Below are 14,054 nucleotides of genomic sequence, written 5' to 3'. Positions count from 1 at the left end.
TACGGAAACAAGACGCTCATCGGAGCGACGCTGCTGGCTACCTTGATGATGACCGGCGCGCTGACCTCATGCAGTGGCGGGGCGCAGGAGGATGCCAAATCCACCGGTACGGAGGCAGAAAAGCCGGCTGGAAAGGATGATGGTCACGACGATCACGCAGCTGACGCAAAGCCGGGCTCCGCCGAGGCGCACAGTGAAGGTGATGGTGATGGCGAACATGGCGAAGAGGAGTCCGAGGAAGGTGTAGTCAAGCTGACGCCTGACCAGATCAAGGCATCTGGCATCGGCGTGGTGGCTGTCGGCCGCGGCGGTGGCGCATCGACCCGCCTTGCAGGTCGCGTCGAGCCGGCCATCGGGGGGCGTGCTGCCATCGCCTCAACGGTCACCGGCCGCGTTGAGCGCGTGCTTGTTGCGCCGGGTACAGCCGTCAAGAGCAACCAGCCCCTGGTGATCATTGTCAGTGGAGAAGCTGCGACCTTCAAAGCCGCCGCCACTGCCGCTGCGGCGGAGGCCGAAGCCATCCGCCTGGCCTACGGCCGCGACAAGTCTCTTGTCGAGCAGGGCGTAGTGGCTCGCCAGGAGCTGGAGGCCTCGCGCGCGCGCTCTTTGGCCGCTGATGCCGCCGCTAGTGCTGCACGTGCACAGGTAGCGGCCAGTGGATCTCCGGACAGTTCCGGCCGGGTGACAATCTCCAGTCCTGTCGCTGGCGTGGTTGGCAACGTCCAAGTGACGCCCGGTGGTGTCGTCTCAGCTGGAACGCTTGTTGCGGAGGTTTCCAATCCGGACATGAATGAACTCGTATTCACTGCACCGCCAGCACTGGCCACTCTCGCGGTGCCCGGAATGAAGCTGGAAGTGACTGGCCCGGGCGGAAGCTTCGAAGCTGAGGTGATTGCCGCCGCTGCGAATGTGATGCAGCAGGGAGGCACCGCGACCATTCGCGCCAAACCAATTTCGGAGAAGTTGCCACCGGCCGGCTCCCCCGTTTCGGCCGTCATCATCGCCGATGGCGCAGCTGAAGGCATGAGCGTCCCGGCGGATGCGGTCCAAAGCGTTGATGGCAGAAGTGTTGTGTTCGTTGCTGTCGAGGGAGGCTTTAAGGCAACGCCGGTACTCGCTGGCCGTCGTGCAGGTAATCGAATCGAAATCCTTAACGGTCTGACAGGTAGTGAGCGCCTCGTAGGCGCCAATGCCTTCCTGCTCAAGGCCGAACTGGCCAAGGGCGAAGCCGAGCACGGCCACTAAGGGAACTCATACACCATGTTCAAGATCATCATTGAAGCAGCGGTCAAGTTCCGTTGGCTCGTGGTGTTTCTGGCTGCTTCGATTGCCTGCTTTGGCTTGTTCCAACTGAGCAAGCTGCCAGTCGATGCTGTACCAGATATCACCAACCGCCAGGTTCAGATCAATACCATCGCACCTGCCCTTACTCCGGAGCAGATTGAACGCCAGGTCACCTATCCTCTGGAGACGGCCTTGGCCGGCATCCCAGGTCTGAACACCACTCGCTCCCTATCACGCAATGGCTTCTCTCAGGTCACCGCGATCTTCACTGATCAGACCGACATCTATTTCGCCCGCCAGCAGGTGGCAGAGCGGATGCGGGAGGCTGCCGGAGATCTGCCCGAGGGCGTGTCCCCCATGCTCTCCCCGGTTACAACCGGGCTGGGCGAGGTTCTCATGTGGACGGTGGACTTCAAGCCATTCGACCCCAAGAAGCTGGCCAAGCCCGGCCAGGCTGGCTGGCAAGAGGGTGAGGTCTACCTGACACCAGAGGGCGATCGTCTTGGAACCGCCCAGGAGCGCGCAACGTACCTGCGTACTGTCCAGGACTGGATCATCGCACCACAGATGCGCTCCAGCCCCGGCCTGGCCGGTGTTGATACGGTGGGTGGGTACGTCAAGGAATACGGCATCTACCCCGACAGCGCTCGACTGGCGGCATACAACTTGGGTCTGGCCGATCTGGTCCAAGCACTGGAACGCTCCAACGTCCAGGCTGGCGCCGGATTCGTCCAGCGTGCGGGCGAAGGCCTGGTCGTTCGGGCCGACGGCCTTGCCCTTACGACCGACGACTTGGCTCAGTCGCCCGTTGCCACCAAGGACGGTGTGGTCATCCGGGTGGCCGATGTTGCCGAGGTCGGTATGGGGCGCGCCCCACGGCTTGGTGCAGCTAGCCGAAATGGTCATGAGGCGGTACTGGGCACGGCGCTCATGATCGCCGGCGGCAACAGCCGCACCGTCGCTCAAGCTGCAGCTGAGCGCCTGGCACAGGTCAATGAATCTCTGCCCGCCGATATCTTCGCAGAGCCAGTGCTGGACCGTAGTGTGCTGGTTAACTCCACTGTCAAGACTGTCGCCAAGAACCTGACCGAAGGTGCCCTGCTGGTCGTAGTTGTGCTGTTCCTGCTCCTGGGCAACCTGCGTGCGGCAGCCATCACCGCATTGGTCATTCCGCTGTCGTTCCTGTTCGCTGTTATCGGCATGAACAAGTTCGGTATCAGCGGCAACCTGATGAGCTTGGGTGCGCTGGACTTCGGAATCCTTGTAGATGGCGCGGTAATTGTGATCGAGTCCACCCTGCTGATGCTTGGCAAGCGGCGTGCCGAACTTGGCCGACCCCTCAATGCCATGGAGCGACTGCGTGTAGCCGCCGACTCGGCGAGGAAGATGGCGCGTCCTGCAGCCTTCGGTCAGGTGATCATCCTGTTGGTGTTCGCACCGATCCTTACCTTGGAAGGTGTGGAAGGCAAGACGTTCCACCCGATGGCCGCCACCTTCATGCTCGCCCTCGTTGGCGCATTCATCTTCTCCTTTACCTTCGTACCGGCGATGGCTGCCCTGCTGGTCAGGGAGCCCAAGCTCCACGCGAAGAAGGAAGGACACGAGGGCGACCAGGACGAAGAACATGAGACAGCCATCATCCGCGTCCTGCGCGGCCGCATCGAACCGGTGATCCAAGCGGCGATTCGTAGGCCCAAGGCAGTGTTCGCTGGCGCCCTCGTGATGCTCGCAATGGGCGTGGTCGGCTTTACGATGCTGGGTCGAGAGTTCATGCCAACGCTTGATGAGGGAAATCTCGCTATGCAAGCGTTGCGTGTGCCATCTACGTCGCTTGAGCAATCGTTGGCTATGCAATTGGCGCTGGAGAAGGCCATTGCTGCTGAACCAGAGGTTGTGACGGTCTTCTCGCGGACCGGTACTGCAGAAGCAGCTATCGACCCCATGCCGACCAACATCTCCGACAGTGTGATCGTACTTAAACCGAGAAAGGAGTGGCCAGACTCTTCCCTGAGCAAGGAGGATCTGATTGCAAGGTTTGAGAAGATCGCCGCCTCGCAGATAGGCAACAGCTTTGAATTCAGCCAGCCCATCGAGCTGCGCTTCAATGAGCTGATCTCAGGCGTGCGTACGGACCTGGCCGTCATGATCTACGGCGACAACTTCGAGCAACTGCAAGCTGTTGCCGATCAGGTCGCGCTGAAGCTGAGGAATGTCCAGGGCTCAGCGGATGTCCGTGTTGAACAGATTTCCGGCCTGCCCACGCTCAATGTGGCAATCGATCATCTTGCAGCTGCGCAGTATGGCCTCACGGCAGCGGACGTGAGCGACGCGCTTTCAACCGGTATTGGCGGCGCTGCGGCAGGCAAGATCTTCGAGGGCGACCGCCGGTTCGATGTTGTTGTGCGCCTCGGCGACGATGCACGCAATGACCCCGATCAGCTCGCGTCACTGCCGATTGCAACTCCAACTGGGGGCATCGTGCCGCTCTCCTCTGTCGCACGCATTGAGATCAGCGAGGGGCCGAACCAGATCAGTCGAAACAATGGAAGCCGTCGTGTGGTGGTGCAGGCAAATGTTCGCGGTCGTGACTTGGGCGGGTTTGTTGGAGAGGCCCAGGCGGCGGTGAAGGACGTACAGCTTCCGCCGGGCGCCCACATGACGTGGGGAGGTCAGTTCGAGAACTTGCAGCGGGCTGAAAAGCGACTCATGACAGTTGTTCCGATTGTCTTCCTATTGATCGGCAGCCTGCTGTTCATGGCATTGGGCAGCGCAAAGGAGGCGGGCCTGGTGTTCACCTGCGTCCCACTGGCCCTGGTTGGCGGAATTCTCGCGTTGCTGGTGCGTGGTATGCCGTTCTCGGTATCTGCCGCCGTCGGATTCATCGCGGTATCGGGTGTTGCGACCCTGAATGGATTGGTGCTCATGCAAGCCATCAGAGAGAGGCTTGATGCAGGTGACAGTCCATTGATCGCTGCAATGAACGGTGCCGGCAGCCGAATTCGCGCGGTGGTGACCACCGCGCTGGTGGCGATCGTTGGCTTCATTCCAATGGCTATTGCGAGTGGATCTGGTGCTGAGGTGCAGAAGCCTCTCGCCACGGTGGTCATTGGCGGCCTGTTGACCGCAACAGTACTGACACTTCTTGTGCTGCCGACATTTGCGGGGCGCTTGGCCAAGGCAGGCCCGAAAGGGCAACCGGAAACTGTCCACTGAATGATGGAGTGTTTGGGCCCGGCAGAGCATCTGCCTGCCGGACTTCCCGTTCCATTTTTATGACGTTGGAGGGAACAAATGAACCTGACCACAGAACTCGAACTGCCAGTAATACTCCCAGGTGTCTCTCGGGACGACAGCTGCGTCCAGAGGCTGGTCGCTGGTCTTCAGGACATGGAGGGAGTATCGCGCGTGCACATTCGCGAGGGTAGCGACGAAGCTCTCGGAACGCTCTGCATTCATTACGACCCCGAGATCGTCTCGCTTCAGCGAGTGCGAGAGGTGGCGGCATCCGTGGGCATTGAGTTGGGTGATCGGTATGGCCACCTTTTCTTGGAGCTTGGTTCGGCCGTTCACGCACGAAAGGCAAGGACAATTGCGGCGCAAGTGCAGGCCGTACCAGGCGTCATTGAAGCCACCACCAGCCCAGCTGGTGGCATAAGCATCGAGTACGAGAGAGCCAAGACAGGCGAGGCGGAGCTGAGAGCGAAGCTTGAGGCGCTGGGTGTAGCGCAAGAGCCACCGAGTCCGAGGGGAGATTTGAAGGATCAGCACGAAGGACACGATCACAAGGACCGACAGGACCCCGGTCATTCCCACGGGGGCACGCTAGGTGGCAATAGTGAGCTGATCTTCTCACTTGCTTGCGGCCTGCTCCTGATCGTGGGATTTGCGATTGAAAAGCTTGGGTTGACCCAAACGCCCTGGATCCCCACAGCGTTTTACGTAGCAGCCTACGTCTTTGGCGGCTGGTTCACGCTTGGCGAGGCGATCGGGAACATCAAGCTGAAGCGCTTTGAGATCGATACGCTGATGCTGGTTGCAGCGGCAGGCGCAGCCGCGCTCGGCGCATGGGCCGAAGGCGCCTTGCTTCTGTTCCTCTTCAGTCTCGGTCACGCCCTTGAACACTACGCGATGGGCCGGGCTAAACGTGCGATAGAAGCTCTCGCCAAGCTTGCCCCAGAAACTGCCAGGGTGCTGAGGAATGGGCAGGTCGTGGAAGTCCAGGTTGAATCGTTGATACCTGGAGATGTGGTGGTCGTACGTCCCAATGACCGGATGCCGGCGGACGGATTCGTTATCAAAGGGGCTAGCAGCGTTGACCAAGCCCCTGTCACCGGGGAAAGCATCCCGGTTGATAAGCTGGCAGTCAATGACGCTGCTCTAGCACGGGATCGACCTGATTCGGTGGTAATGGAGTCACGTGTTTTCGCCGGCACTATCAATGGCTCCGGCGCCCTGGAGGTTGAAGTCACGCGTCGATCAGGCGAATCGGCACTGGCCCGCGTCGTCAAGATGGTAAGTGAGGCTGAGACTAGGAAGTCGCCCACGCAGCGCTTCACGGACAAGTTCGAGAGAGTATTCGTTCCCGCGGTGTTGATTCTGGCTGTGCTCCTCCTTTTCTCCTGGGTTGTGGTTGATGAGCCATTCCGTGACAGCTTCTATCGTGCTATGGCAGTTTTGGTGGCAGCGAGCCCCTGTGCACTGGCCATAGCCACGCCAAGTGCTGTTCTGGCGGGCATCGCAAGAGCGGCACGTGGTGGTGTGCTCATCAAAGGTGGGGCGCCACTCGAAGAGCTAGGAATGATCCGCGCCATCGCGTTCGACAAGACTGGAACGCTCACTGAAGGCAAGCCGCGAATTACCGACATCAAAGTGATGCAGGGAACGACAGAGCAGGAACTGCTTCACGTTGCCGTCGCCGTCGAGGCTTTAAGTGACCACCCTTTGGCCGCAGCTATCGTTCGAGATGGTAATACTCGCCTGGGCGATGGACCGGTCATGGTAGCGACAGACCTCGCTAACTTCGCTGGAAGAGGCGTTCAGGCGAAGGTGAACGGCATTGACGTGTGGATAGGAAAGGCAGAAATGTTCGGTAACGACGGCATTGGCGCTCTATCCGCGGGTGCGGAGTCTGCCATTGAGGAGCTCCGTAACGCCGGCAGAACCACGATGGCCGTTCGCCTAGGTGATCGCGACCTAGGTGTCATCGGCCTTATGGATACGCCCCGGCCAGAGGCGCGTGAAGCCCTGGACAAGCTAAGGCGCTTGGGCATCCAACGAATGATCATGATCTCTGGCGACCACCAGACTGTAGCTCAAGCCGTGGCAACGGACGTGGGTCTAAACGAGGCATGGGGAAATCTCATGCCTGACGACAAGGTGAAGGCAATACGTCAGTTGAAGGAGACGGAGCGAGTGGCAATGGTCGGCGACGGTGTGAATGACGCACCCGCAATGGCTAGTGCCAGCGTCGGAATTGCAATGGGTGCCGCCTCTTCGGACGTAGCGCTGGAGACTGCCGACGTCGCGCTTATGTCTGAGGATTTGAGACAGGTTGCATTCTCTGTAGCGCTTAGTCGACGCACGAAACGGGTGATCCGTCAGAACGTGTATGTGAGCCTGGGCGTCGTAGCGTTGTTGGTTCCTGCGACCATCCTAGGTCTTGGCATTGGACCGGCTGTGGCAGTGCATGAAGGTTCAACCTTGTTGGTTGTATTCAATGCGCTGAGGCTCCTTGGCTTCCGTCAGTCGTGACATGCGAATTCTAGTGATTGAGCGCGATCGAGAAGTCGCTTTGAAGATTCTGGCCTACTTCGAGGCCCGAGGGCATCAGCTTGATACCATCGGGGACGGCATCGCCGGCCTTCACTTTGCGGCGTCCAATGGTTACGACGCAGTCATTCTTGATTGGATGCTTCCTCGCATGGAAGGCCCGGAGGTTCTGAGAAGGCTGCGGTTGAATCACGGTGTTTCAGTTCCTGTTGTGATGTTGGCTGCAAAGGTTGCGCTCTCGGACAAAATCATCGCTTTCCGCTCCGGTGCAGATGACTATGTGACCAAGCCTTTTGAGCTCCCGGAGCTCGAAGTTCGCCTAGAGGCGTTGGTTTCCCGTACGGAGGGACGCGTAACAAGGAGGCGGCTGCTGATCGGAGAGCTCACGTTGGACCTGAGAACGTTGGAGGCCACACGGGCTGGAAAACGACTGCATCTGTACCCAGCTTGCAGGAAGCTCCTTGAAGCGCTGATGCGGGCAAGTCCTGCCGCTGTGACCAGGCGGCAGCTTGAGCACACTCTCTGGGGTGACGACCTGCCCGACGGGGATCTTCTGCGATCACAGATGTCCAGCCTGCGGCGAAGCATTGATGGTCCGTTTGAGGAAAAGATGATCCAGACGCTGCCGCGGGTTGGGTATCGACTGATACCGCCATCAAGGCCTATGCCCCCCCCCCGGGGAAGGGAGGCCCTATGACGGTGAGGCGTAGACATGGCTGCAGAGCCGTCAGTGCAGACCTTGAGCGCCTGACTATTTGGCCACGTATTCTGATCAGAGTATGACCATGTGGAAGCCAGCCGCACTCCCAATTGGCGCGTTCTTGGCCGCAGCGATTTGGGGCGCAGCGGCCATGGTGCCCTTCGCGCCGGCATCAGAAGAGATGATGTTTTGGATACCGGTGTCGATTGCGCTAACGAGTGCGGCTGCTGCATTGGTAGTTGCGATGATGCAAGACATCATTCTGGTCGCGGTAAAGAGATGGCCACTGTTCGTGAAATTCTATCCAACCCTCTGCTTGGAGCCACTCCCCTTTGCATTCCTTCCAATCGTGCTGTCACTCGCCGGAATTGCGGAGTTCGGTCCAGCGATGCTGAGTGCAGCTCTATTGCTGATCGGCTTCTCGTTTGCGGAGACTCTCTTCGCCGCCGCCCTCCACAGAGCCCGGGCGACGCCGACCGCGGTTGTGATCTCGATGCAGTGCGCTGCTCTGGTGTTTGCAGTTTACATGTACAAGAAAGGCATCCAAGCGAACGTCAGTGACATCAGTTGGCCGTGGTTCGCATCGTCTGTCACTGCCATGAGTCTATTCTCCTTCCTAGTCGGAAGGTATTGGGCCAACCTGCTTCGTGATGCTGAGGTGGGGTTCTCTCCCTTACTGAAGTGGGTTCTGGTCACCTTCATAGCTGAAGGATCTACTAGTGAATGGAGCCGGTGGAGATTGAAGCAACCTATTAAGCAACGCAGACCACCGGGGCTTCGGTCCAAGCCTCGCAGGAAATAGGATCCGATCAACCAATCCAAATCATGGAGGCTAATTCTTGACAACTGCGAGCGGGACAAATATGACGCAAGGGCGGATGGGACCACCCGTCGTCAGTCTCGCTCTGTGAGAGGTGGCGCATCGAGATCACGTTTGTGGAGGTCTTCTACCGGCCGGAAGCAATACCCCGAGGTAGGTCCGTGGTGGCGACTTCTGGTTTCAATGCGCCCGAAGCCCACCGGAGCCTCAAAGATGCGCGCTCAGGGTTGCAGCGGTCGCTGGCGACAGTCGTCATCGGCCGGAGCCTGTCCCCCGCCTACCAACCTTGCTGGCAAGGCCGGTGTTTTTTGATTGCAAGATTCAGACCTATCCCGCCTGACAATCACATTCCCTGGAGTCACCGCCAACATGAATGAAGCCGAGCTGGAACAAGTGCGTACGGCGATGTTTACCGACCCCGGCGTGAAAGCGGTGGATGACCTGCGCCTAGTCCCCGCCAAAGAGCGCGGTCGTGCGATCGCGGCCACCATCACCGTCGCTGCGCCCTCGGTCGACCTGGACCTGGTGCATGCGGTGATCGCCCGCGTGCTGGCCGATCAATTTGACATCGATCAGGTCATGCTGTGCTTCAACGACCCGGGTCCGGTGCCACCACAGCCCACCGCGGCGCCCTTGAAGAAAATGTGATCGCCCGTGGCTCTATGCGTCTGCGTTGGCGGGCGCATAGAGCTGATAACCCGGCAACGCGCACGCGCCGGCATACACAAAGGCCACGCTTTGCCGCGCCCGGGTGAAGGCCACGTAGTACTTTGGTGGGGCGGTGATACGCGCTGCATCTGCCGTGCGCAGGTACTGTGTCAGCGGGCCGTTCGGAAAGATGAGGACCCGGCTGTAGGTGCGGCCCTTGCACTGCCCAAAGTTCACGGCCGGTAGTCCGTCGCACGCTTGCCGCCGGTCATGCCGGAGCACGGTGGGCGCAAACTCCTGCATGTACGCTTCAACATCCGCTGGAGCGACGAGGTAGATGCCATCGTGCCCGGTGACCTCGCCATTGCCTGATTGGGTTCGCGGCATCTGCGGATAGAGCGTGTCCGCCATATCGCACAGGGCCTGGACGCAGCGAAGGCTGATGAGGCGGTGATCCAGCTGGCATAAGCCGTCCGCCTCCCAAATCTGAAACAGCGCTGCCAGATTGGGTCCACGATACTGGCTGTGCCTTTGAGCATAGTTGGTGGCATACGTCGCCTGCCGCGTATCACCCACCAACGTGATGGCAATGCCGCTCTTCAACAGCCGCTCGACCAGATCCAGATCAAAGCCGGCGAGGTCCTGAACTTCGTCGATGTAGAGCTCGTCGTACATGGCCGCCAGGCGTGCCATGACCTGACCTTGGGTGAGCTCATCGCAGCGCACAGCGAAATCGGCCGCCCGGTCCGAATACATCCGGTTGCCTGCCAAGTAGTGGCGCGCCACCTGGGTGCGTGGGGCCCTGTTATTGGTGACACCTTCTACGAACAGGATGGTCTCGATGCGAGGCTCAGGGCAAAGCGCTGCCTGGTACGGGCGGATGCACTGGCACAGCAGGAAGCCATACCAGCTGTGCAAAGTGACATGCACGGGGACCGCACCGGCGTGGACCTCAAACGAGCGCCGGATCTCTTCTAGATTCTCCAGCGTGTAGGTGACAATCGCGATGCGACGCCCAGGCCGCTCCAGGGCCTGCCGGACCAGCAAGGTGGTCTTGCCCGAGCCGGCCGCCGAAAGCAGGACCCGGTTAGGTGATGGCGCGCTGGACATAGTCCGGGAACCTGATCGAGTGCGGGCTGTTGAAGATCGCCAGGGCCGTATCGGTCTTATGGCCCTTCATGTACTTGAGCAGCGCCACCTCATCGGCAAACGTCTTGCCCAGCACGGTATTGAGTTCGGCCAGCGAGTTGGCTTTGATCAGCTGCTCTTCCAGCGATGGGGCGCTTTCGTCGGAATCGTAATAGATCGCGTTGATGTGTTCGGCATAGCGCTCCTGCACAACGGCGATATCGCCATCATTGTCGGTGATCACCTTGGCCTGGATTTTCAGCCGATCTGCAATCTGCAAGAAGCGCTTGAATGCCAGCGACTTGACCGAAATGATGTCTACGCCGCGAGCCATCGGCGCCACGCCATGGTGGTCGCTGTAGGCGCGCTGCACGATCAGCTCGTCGGAAGGGCCTTCCACCAGGATCGCCTGCTTGGCCAGGATCAATCGCAGCGTGTCGTGGCCCGGCAGCTTCATGAAATAGTCATGGGTATCGCTCGGCAGCTGGTCCAGCTTCATCTGGCCCTGCGCGCTGAACAGGATCACGTTGTCCACGCCCAGCTTATTCAACACGAAGCTGCTGTGGGTGGCGATGATCACCTGCTGGGCGGTGGAGAGGGCCGCAATCTTGTCGATCAGCTGGGTCATGCTGGAATAGGACAGATGGTTCTCCGGCTCCTCGATCAGCAGCACGTGGGCAGCGCCGGCCGCGTGCATCGCCAGCTTCATCTTCACCGCGCTTTGCTCACCCTTGCCGGCCTGGGTGAACGGGAGCTCATCCAGGTAAGGTGACAAGCTGGTTTCCCATGTTGAGCGCGGCGATGTGTCCACACCCACCGTCAGCGCCCGGTGGCTGATGTCCCCGGTGTGCTCGGTCAGGTACGCATTGATGGCCGCCACGTCCGCCTCTTCGGAAAAACTCTGCCGCATGCGGCGGAAGCTCAACGACAGCGAGACGCGCTGCGCAGGCGTCAGTGCCTGATCGATGATGCCGGCGATATAGCGATCGGCACCGGACAAGGTCTTGATGCCGTGAGTGTCGATGATGGTCGAATCGAACGGAATGCTGCGAGCGGTGACGCCATTGTTGGCGAAGGAATACCAGCGCACCGTGTAGTACTCCACCGGCAGGCTGACCGCACCCTGGTGCTGCTGCAGGTAGGCGTTGAACTCCTCGCGGTAGTCGTCGTTGAGCTCGACCAGCAGCCGGATGCCGGCGGTATCCAAGCGCAGGGAGTTGTTGGTGCCGCGCAACGACGCCAGCGCGACATCTGCGCCCAGATAGGCTTCGATGGAGATCCGTGGCGGCGAAGCCGGCGTGCCTGCAGCAAGGGTCGCCAGATATTCCTGCACCGCGGGCTGGTGGAACAGGTAGGGCGTGAGCTCGTAGGCGAGATTGCGCCCATGCAGTTGCCCGGTGACCACCACGTGGATGGCCTCCAGCAGGGTGGACTTACCGACCTCGTTGTCGCCCACCACCAGGTTCATGTGGGCGTTGAGGGGCAGGTCCAGATGGCGAAACGACTTGAAATTGTCGATGACGATACGTTCGATCGGCATGCACAGTCCTTTGATGGCCAACGAGTTCGGTGGCGGCGCCTGCTTGCACCCCGGCTGGCCTCCTTTCCGCTCTGGGCCATACTACCCAGGGATCGCCAGCCTTGGGCGGTTTCGTACTGTTTTGACGACTTGAAATGGCCGAAACGCTGGTTACGCGGGATAATTCCACATTATCCCGCCTTTAGATACGACCCGTACTCGGCGAGTAGTGTAACTTGATTGGTATGTAATTACGTGGTATGTAATACATTACGAAATAGTCGGAGAGTGCGATGGCACGCGGCGGCTTGTACAAGAGCGACATCCAGAAGGCCCGCGATGCGCTGCGGGCACAGGGCAAACACCCGTCGGTGGACGCGGTGCGGGTGGCGCTGGGCAACACCGGCTCCAAGACAACCATTCACCGCTACCTGAAGGAGCTGGAAGAAGATGAAGGGTAAGGCCTTGGCGCCAAGGTCGCGGTCAGCGACGCGCTACAGGACCTGGTCGGTCGGCTTGCCGGTCGCCTACACGAGGAGGCCGAGGCTGTAATCGCCGAGGCCCGGCAGCGCTTCGAAGCGCACTTGCAGGAGCGTAGCGAGGCGCTGGAACGCACCCAGCAGGAGGCGTCCACGCTGAGCGCGCAGCTTCAGCGCATTGAAACTGCCTTACGCGAAGAAAAGACGACCCACGCCGCAGCCCAGCAGGCCTTGGCCGAACGGGTCACCGAGGTCGCGCAGCTCGGCGAACGGATCGCGGGACTGACCGCGCGGCTGGCGGAGCACGAGGCGCATGCCCAGTCGCTGGAGCAGAAGCACCAGCATGCTCGCGAGGCGTTGGAGCACTACCGCACCTCGGTCAAGGACCAACGCGAACAGGAACAGCGCCGCCACGAGCACCAGGTGCAGGAACTGCAGGTCGCGCTGCGCCAGGCCAACGAGGCGCTGACCGCCAAGAACCACGAACTGGTTCAGCTCAACCGCGACAACGGGCAGTGGCTGGAACGCCACAGCCGCCTAGAGAGGGAACTGGCGCAGGTGCGGCAAGCTGCGGACGACCAGCGGAAGGAGCTGGACGCGCTGCGGCTTACGGCTGCGGAGTACCAGGCCTTGCTGGCACGCTGGACCCAGGACGCCCAAGCGTTGGAGAGCGCACGGGTCAAGCTGGCCAATGCTCACGCCGACTTGGCCAAGGAGCGAGAACGGCGTGAACAAGCCGAGGCCGAAGCGTTGCGTGCCGGTGTGCGCCAGGACACCTTGGAGCAGTTGCTGGCGCAGTTGCGGCCCGATCGCGCCGACAGTTCAGGTACCAACAAAAATCCGGCAACCAAATGATTTCACGGAAGAAAAAAAAATTCTGGGGGGCATTTTTGCACGTATCTCGGCTTAACCCCACATCCGCCATCCTTATGGGGTTTCCATGGGGGGTGCGCGTGACTTTGTCCGTCGACTCAACACCGACCTTCGCTCGACGCCTCCAACAAGCCCGCCTGCACACGGGTTTGTCGCAGAAGGAGTTGGGCATCCGGGCCGGTCTGGATCCTTACGTGGCCAGCCCCCGAGTCAACCAGTACGAACGTGGCAAGCACGAGCCCAAGCTGGAGACTGCTAAGCGGTTGGCCCAAGCGTTGGGGATCCCCGCCGCCTTCCTTTACACCGACGATGATCTGCTGGCCAAGTTGCTCCTGCGCTGGGGCTCGCTAAGCAAGCAGCAGAAGCGGGAGTTGGTGAAGCTGATCGAGGCCACACCCGAGAAGTAAACCGAACAAGCGCTAGCCCTATGGGCAACCCTTCGCCTCAACCCGCCCATTGGGCGCTCCTGGAGGGAGCTGCAGTGGCCGTGACTAGTGCGACTGACAAGTGGCGGCATCTCAGGCCTACTTGAGATTTTGTTCACGACCGATACACACGCGCCTTGTCTAAAGTGATTTACAATGTCGCCCGTGTCAGCCTCCTCACTTCTACTGCGACTGCTCCTGATCGTCATGCTCGTGCTTAACGGCGCGTGGTCGGCATTTGCGTCGATCAGTATGAACCCGGCCATGGAAGCGCAGGCCAGCGAAGTGGCTGCCGCGGTGCAAGGCGACGAAGACTGCGTCGCCCATCACAGTGCTGAGAATCATCCCGATGCCACCTCGATTGAAAGGGCTGGCACTGGGCATGGCGACCATGCCGGTCCCGACTGTT

At 60.3% G+C, this 14,054-nt stretch carries 10 protein-coding genes and 1 pseudogene; 9 read left to right on the top strand and 2 right to left on the bottom strand.

Annotated features, from left to right (window positions below):
* Positions 1 to 45: 45 nt before the first annotated feature.
* The 6 genes from ACPEH1_RS17700 to ACPEH1_RS17675 all read left to right on the top strand — a co-directional run bounded on the left by ACPEH1_RS17700 (position 46) and on the right by ACPEH1_RS17675 (position 9,221).
* A complete protein-coding gene (locus tag ACPEH1_RS17700) occupies positions 46 to 1,245 on the top strand; it encodes an efflux RND transporter periplasmic adaptor subunit (protein WP_399622552.1) in 1,200 nt (399 codons plus the stop codon).
* Positions 1,246 to 1,260: 15 nt separating this feature from the next.
* Complete coding sequence (locus tag ACPEH1_RS17695; protein WP_017354995.1) at positions 1,261 to 4,497, top strand: efflux RND transporter permease subunit; 3,237 nt, start codon at positions 1,261 to 1,263, stop codon at positions 4,495 to 4,497.
* Positions 4,498 to 4,575: 78 nt separating this feature from the next.
* Positions 4,576 to 7,035, top strand: a complete 2,460-nt coding sequence (locus ACPEH1_RS17690) for a heavy metal translocating P-type ATPase (RefSeq protein ID WP_017354994.1) — start codon at positions 4,576 to 4,578, stop codon at positions 7,033 to 7,035.
* Between the two features lies 1 nt (position 7,036).
* Entirely contained in the window at positions 7,037 to 7,750 is a 714-nt protein-coding gene (locus tag ACPEH1_RS17685; RefSeq protein ID WP_017354993.1) for a response regulator transcription factor, read from the top strand.
* An 82-nt stretch (positions 7,751 to 7,832) separates the two neighbouring features.
* Positions 7,833 to 8,555, top strand: coding sequence for a hypothetical protein (locus ACPEH1_RS17680; RefSeq protein WP_017354992.1), 723 nt, complete (start codon positions 7,833 to 7,835; stop codon positions 8,553 to 8,555).
* 387 nt (positions 8,556 to 8,942) lie between these two features.
* Positions 8,943 to 9,221 (top strand): hypothetical protein, encoded by a 279-nt coding sequence (locus ACPEH1_RS17675; RefSeq protein WP_027080079.1) that lies wholly within the window; start codon positions 8,943 to 8,945, stop codon positions 9,219 to 9,221.
* Between the two features lie 12 nt (positions 9,222 to 9,233).
* Here ACPEH1_RS17675 and ACPEH1_RS17670 read toward each other — a convergent pair whose 3' ends face one another.
* The gene (locus tag ACPEH1_RS17670; RefSeq protein ID WP_017354990.1) at positions 9,234 to 10,331 is read right to left on the bottom strand and encodes a UvrD-helicase domain-containing protein; all 1,098 of its coding nucleotides are present in this window, start codon (positions 10,329 to 10,331) and stop codon (positions 9,234 to 9,236) included.
* Complete coding sequence (locus ACPEH1_RS17665) at positions 10,309 to 11,889, bottom strand: ATP-dependent nuclease (RefSeq protein WP_017354989.1); 1,581 nt, start codon at positions 11,887 to 11,889, stop codon at positions 10,309 to 10,311. The genes ACPEH1_RS17670 and ACPEH1_RS17665 overlap by 23 nt, the downstream gene beginning before the upstream one ends.
* A 272-nt stretch (positions 11,890 to 12,161) precedes the next feature.
* On the opposite strand from ACPEH1_RS17665, the pseudogene ACPEH1_RS17660 reads away from it, so the two are divergent.
* The 3 genes and pseudogenes from ACPEH1_RS17660 to ACPEH1_RS17650 all read left to right on the top strand — a co-directional run.
* Positions 12,162 to 13,202 (top strand): annotated as a pseudogene (locus tag ACPEH1_RS17660) (DNA-binding protein).
* A 74-nt stretch (positions 13,203 to 13,276) separates the two neighbouring features.
* On the top strand, positions 13,277 to 13,627 hold the full coding sequence (locus tag ACPEH1_RS17655) for a helix-turn-helix domain-containing protein (RefSeq protein WP_017354987.1): 351 nt from the start codon (positions 13,277 to 13,279) through the stop codon (positions 13,625 to 13,627).
* 174 nt (positions 13,628 to 13,801) lie between these two features.
* Positions 13,802 to 14,054 (top strand): CopL family metal-binding regulatory protein (locus ACPEH1_RS17650; protein WP_423716135.1); only part of this gene is annotated, 253 nt, incomplete at its 3' end.

The organism is Stenotrophomonas sp. NPDC077421 (assembly GCF_049545505.1).
GTDB lineage: Bacteria > Pseudomonadota > Gammaproteobacteria > Xanthomonadales > Xanthomonadaceae > Stenotrophomonas > Stenotrophomonas nematodicola.
Note: the sequence above shows the minus strand (reverse complement) of the source record. Positions and strands in the feature narration are given on the sequence as shown.

Bases quoted from the DNA above. Each gene is read 5' to 3' on its own strand.
- ACPEH1_RS17700 (WP_399622552.1), top strand. From the start codon at position 46: ATGATGACCGGCGCGCTGACCTCATGCAGTGGCGGGGCGCAGGAGGAT.
- ACPEH1_RS17695 (WP_017354995.1), top strand. From the start codon at position 1,261: ATGTTCAAGATCATCATTGAAGCAGCGGTCAAGTTCCGTTGGCTCGTG.
- ACPEH1_RS17690 (WP_017354994.1), top strand. From the start codon at position 4,576: ATGAACCTGACCACAGAACTCGAACTGCCAGTAATACTCCCAGGTGTC.
- ACPEH1_RS17685 (WP_017354993.1), top strand. From the start codon at position 7,037: ATGCGAATTCTAGTGATTGAGCGCGATCGAGAAGTCGCTTTGAAGATT.
- ACPEH1_RS17680 (WP_017354992.1), top strand. From the start codon at position 7,833: ATGACCATGTGGAAGCCAGCCGCACTCCCAATTGGCGCGTTCTTGGCC.
- ACPEH1_RS17675 (WP_027080079.1), top strand. From the start codon at position 8,943: ATGAATGAAGCCGAGCTGGAACAAGTGCGTACGGCGATGTTTACCGAC.
- ACPEH1_RS17670 (WP_017354990.1), bottom strand. From the start codon at position 10,331: ATGTCCAGCGCGCCATCACCTAACCGGGTCCTGCTTTCGGCGGCCGGC.
- ACPEH1_RS17665 (WP_017354989.1), bottom strand. From the start codon at position 11,889: ATGCCGATCGAACGTATCGTCATCGACAATTTCAAGTCGTTTCGCCAT.
- ACPEH1_RS17655 (WP_017354987.1), top strand. From the start codon at position 13,277: ATGGGGTTTCCATGGGGGGTGCGCGTGACTTTGTCCGTCGACTCAACA.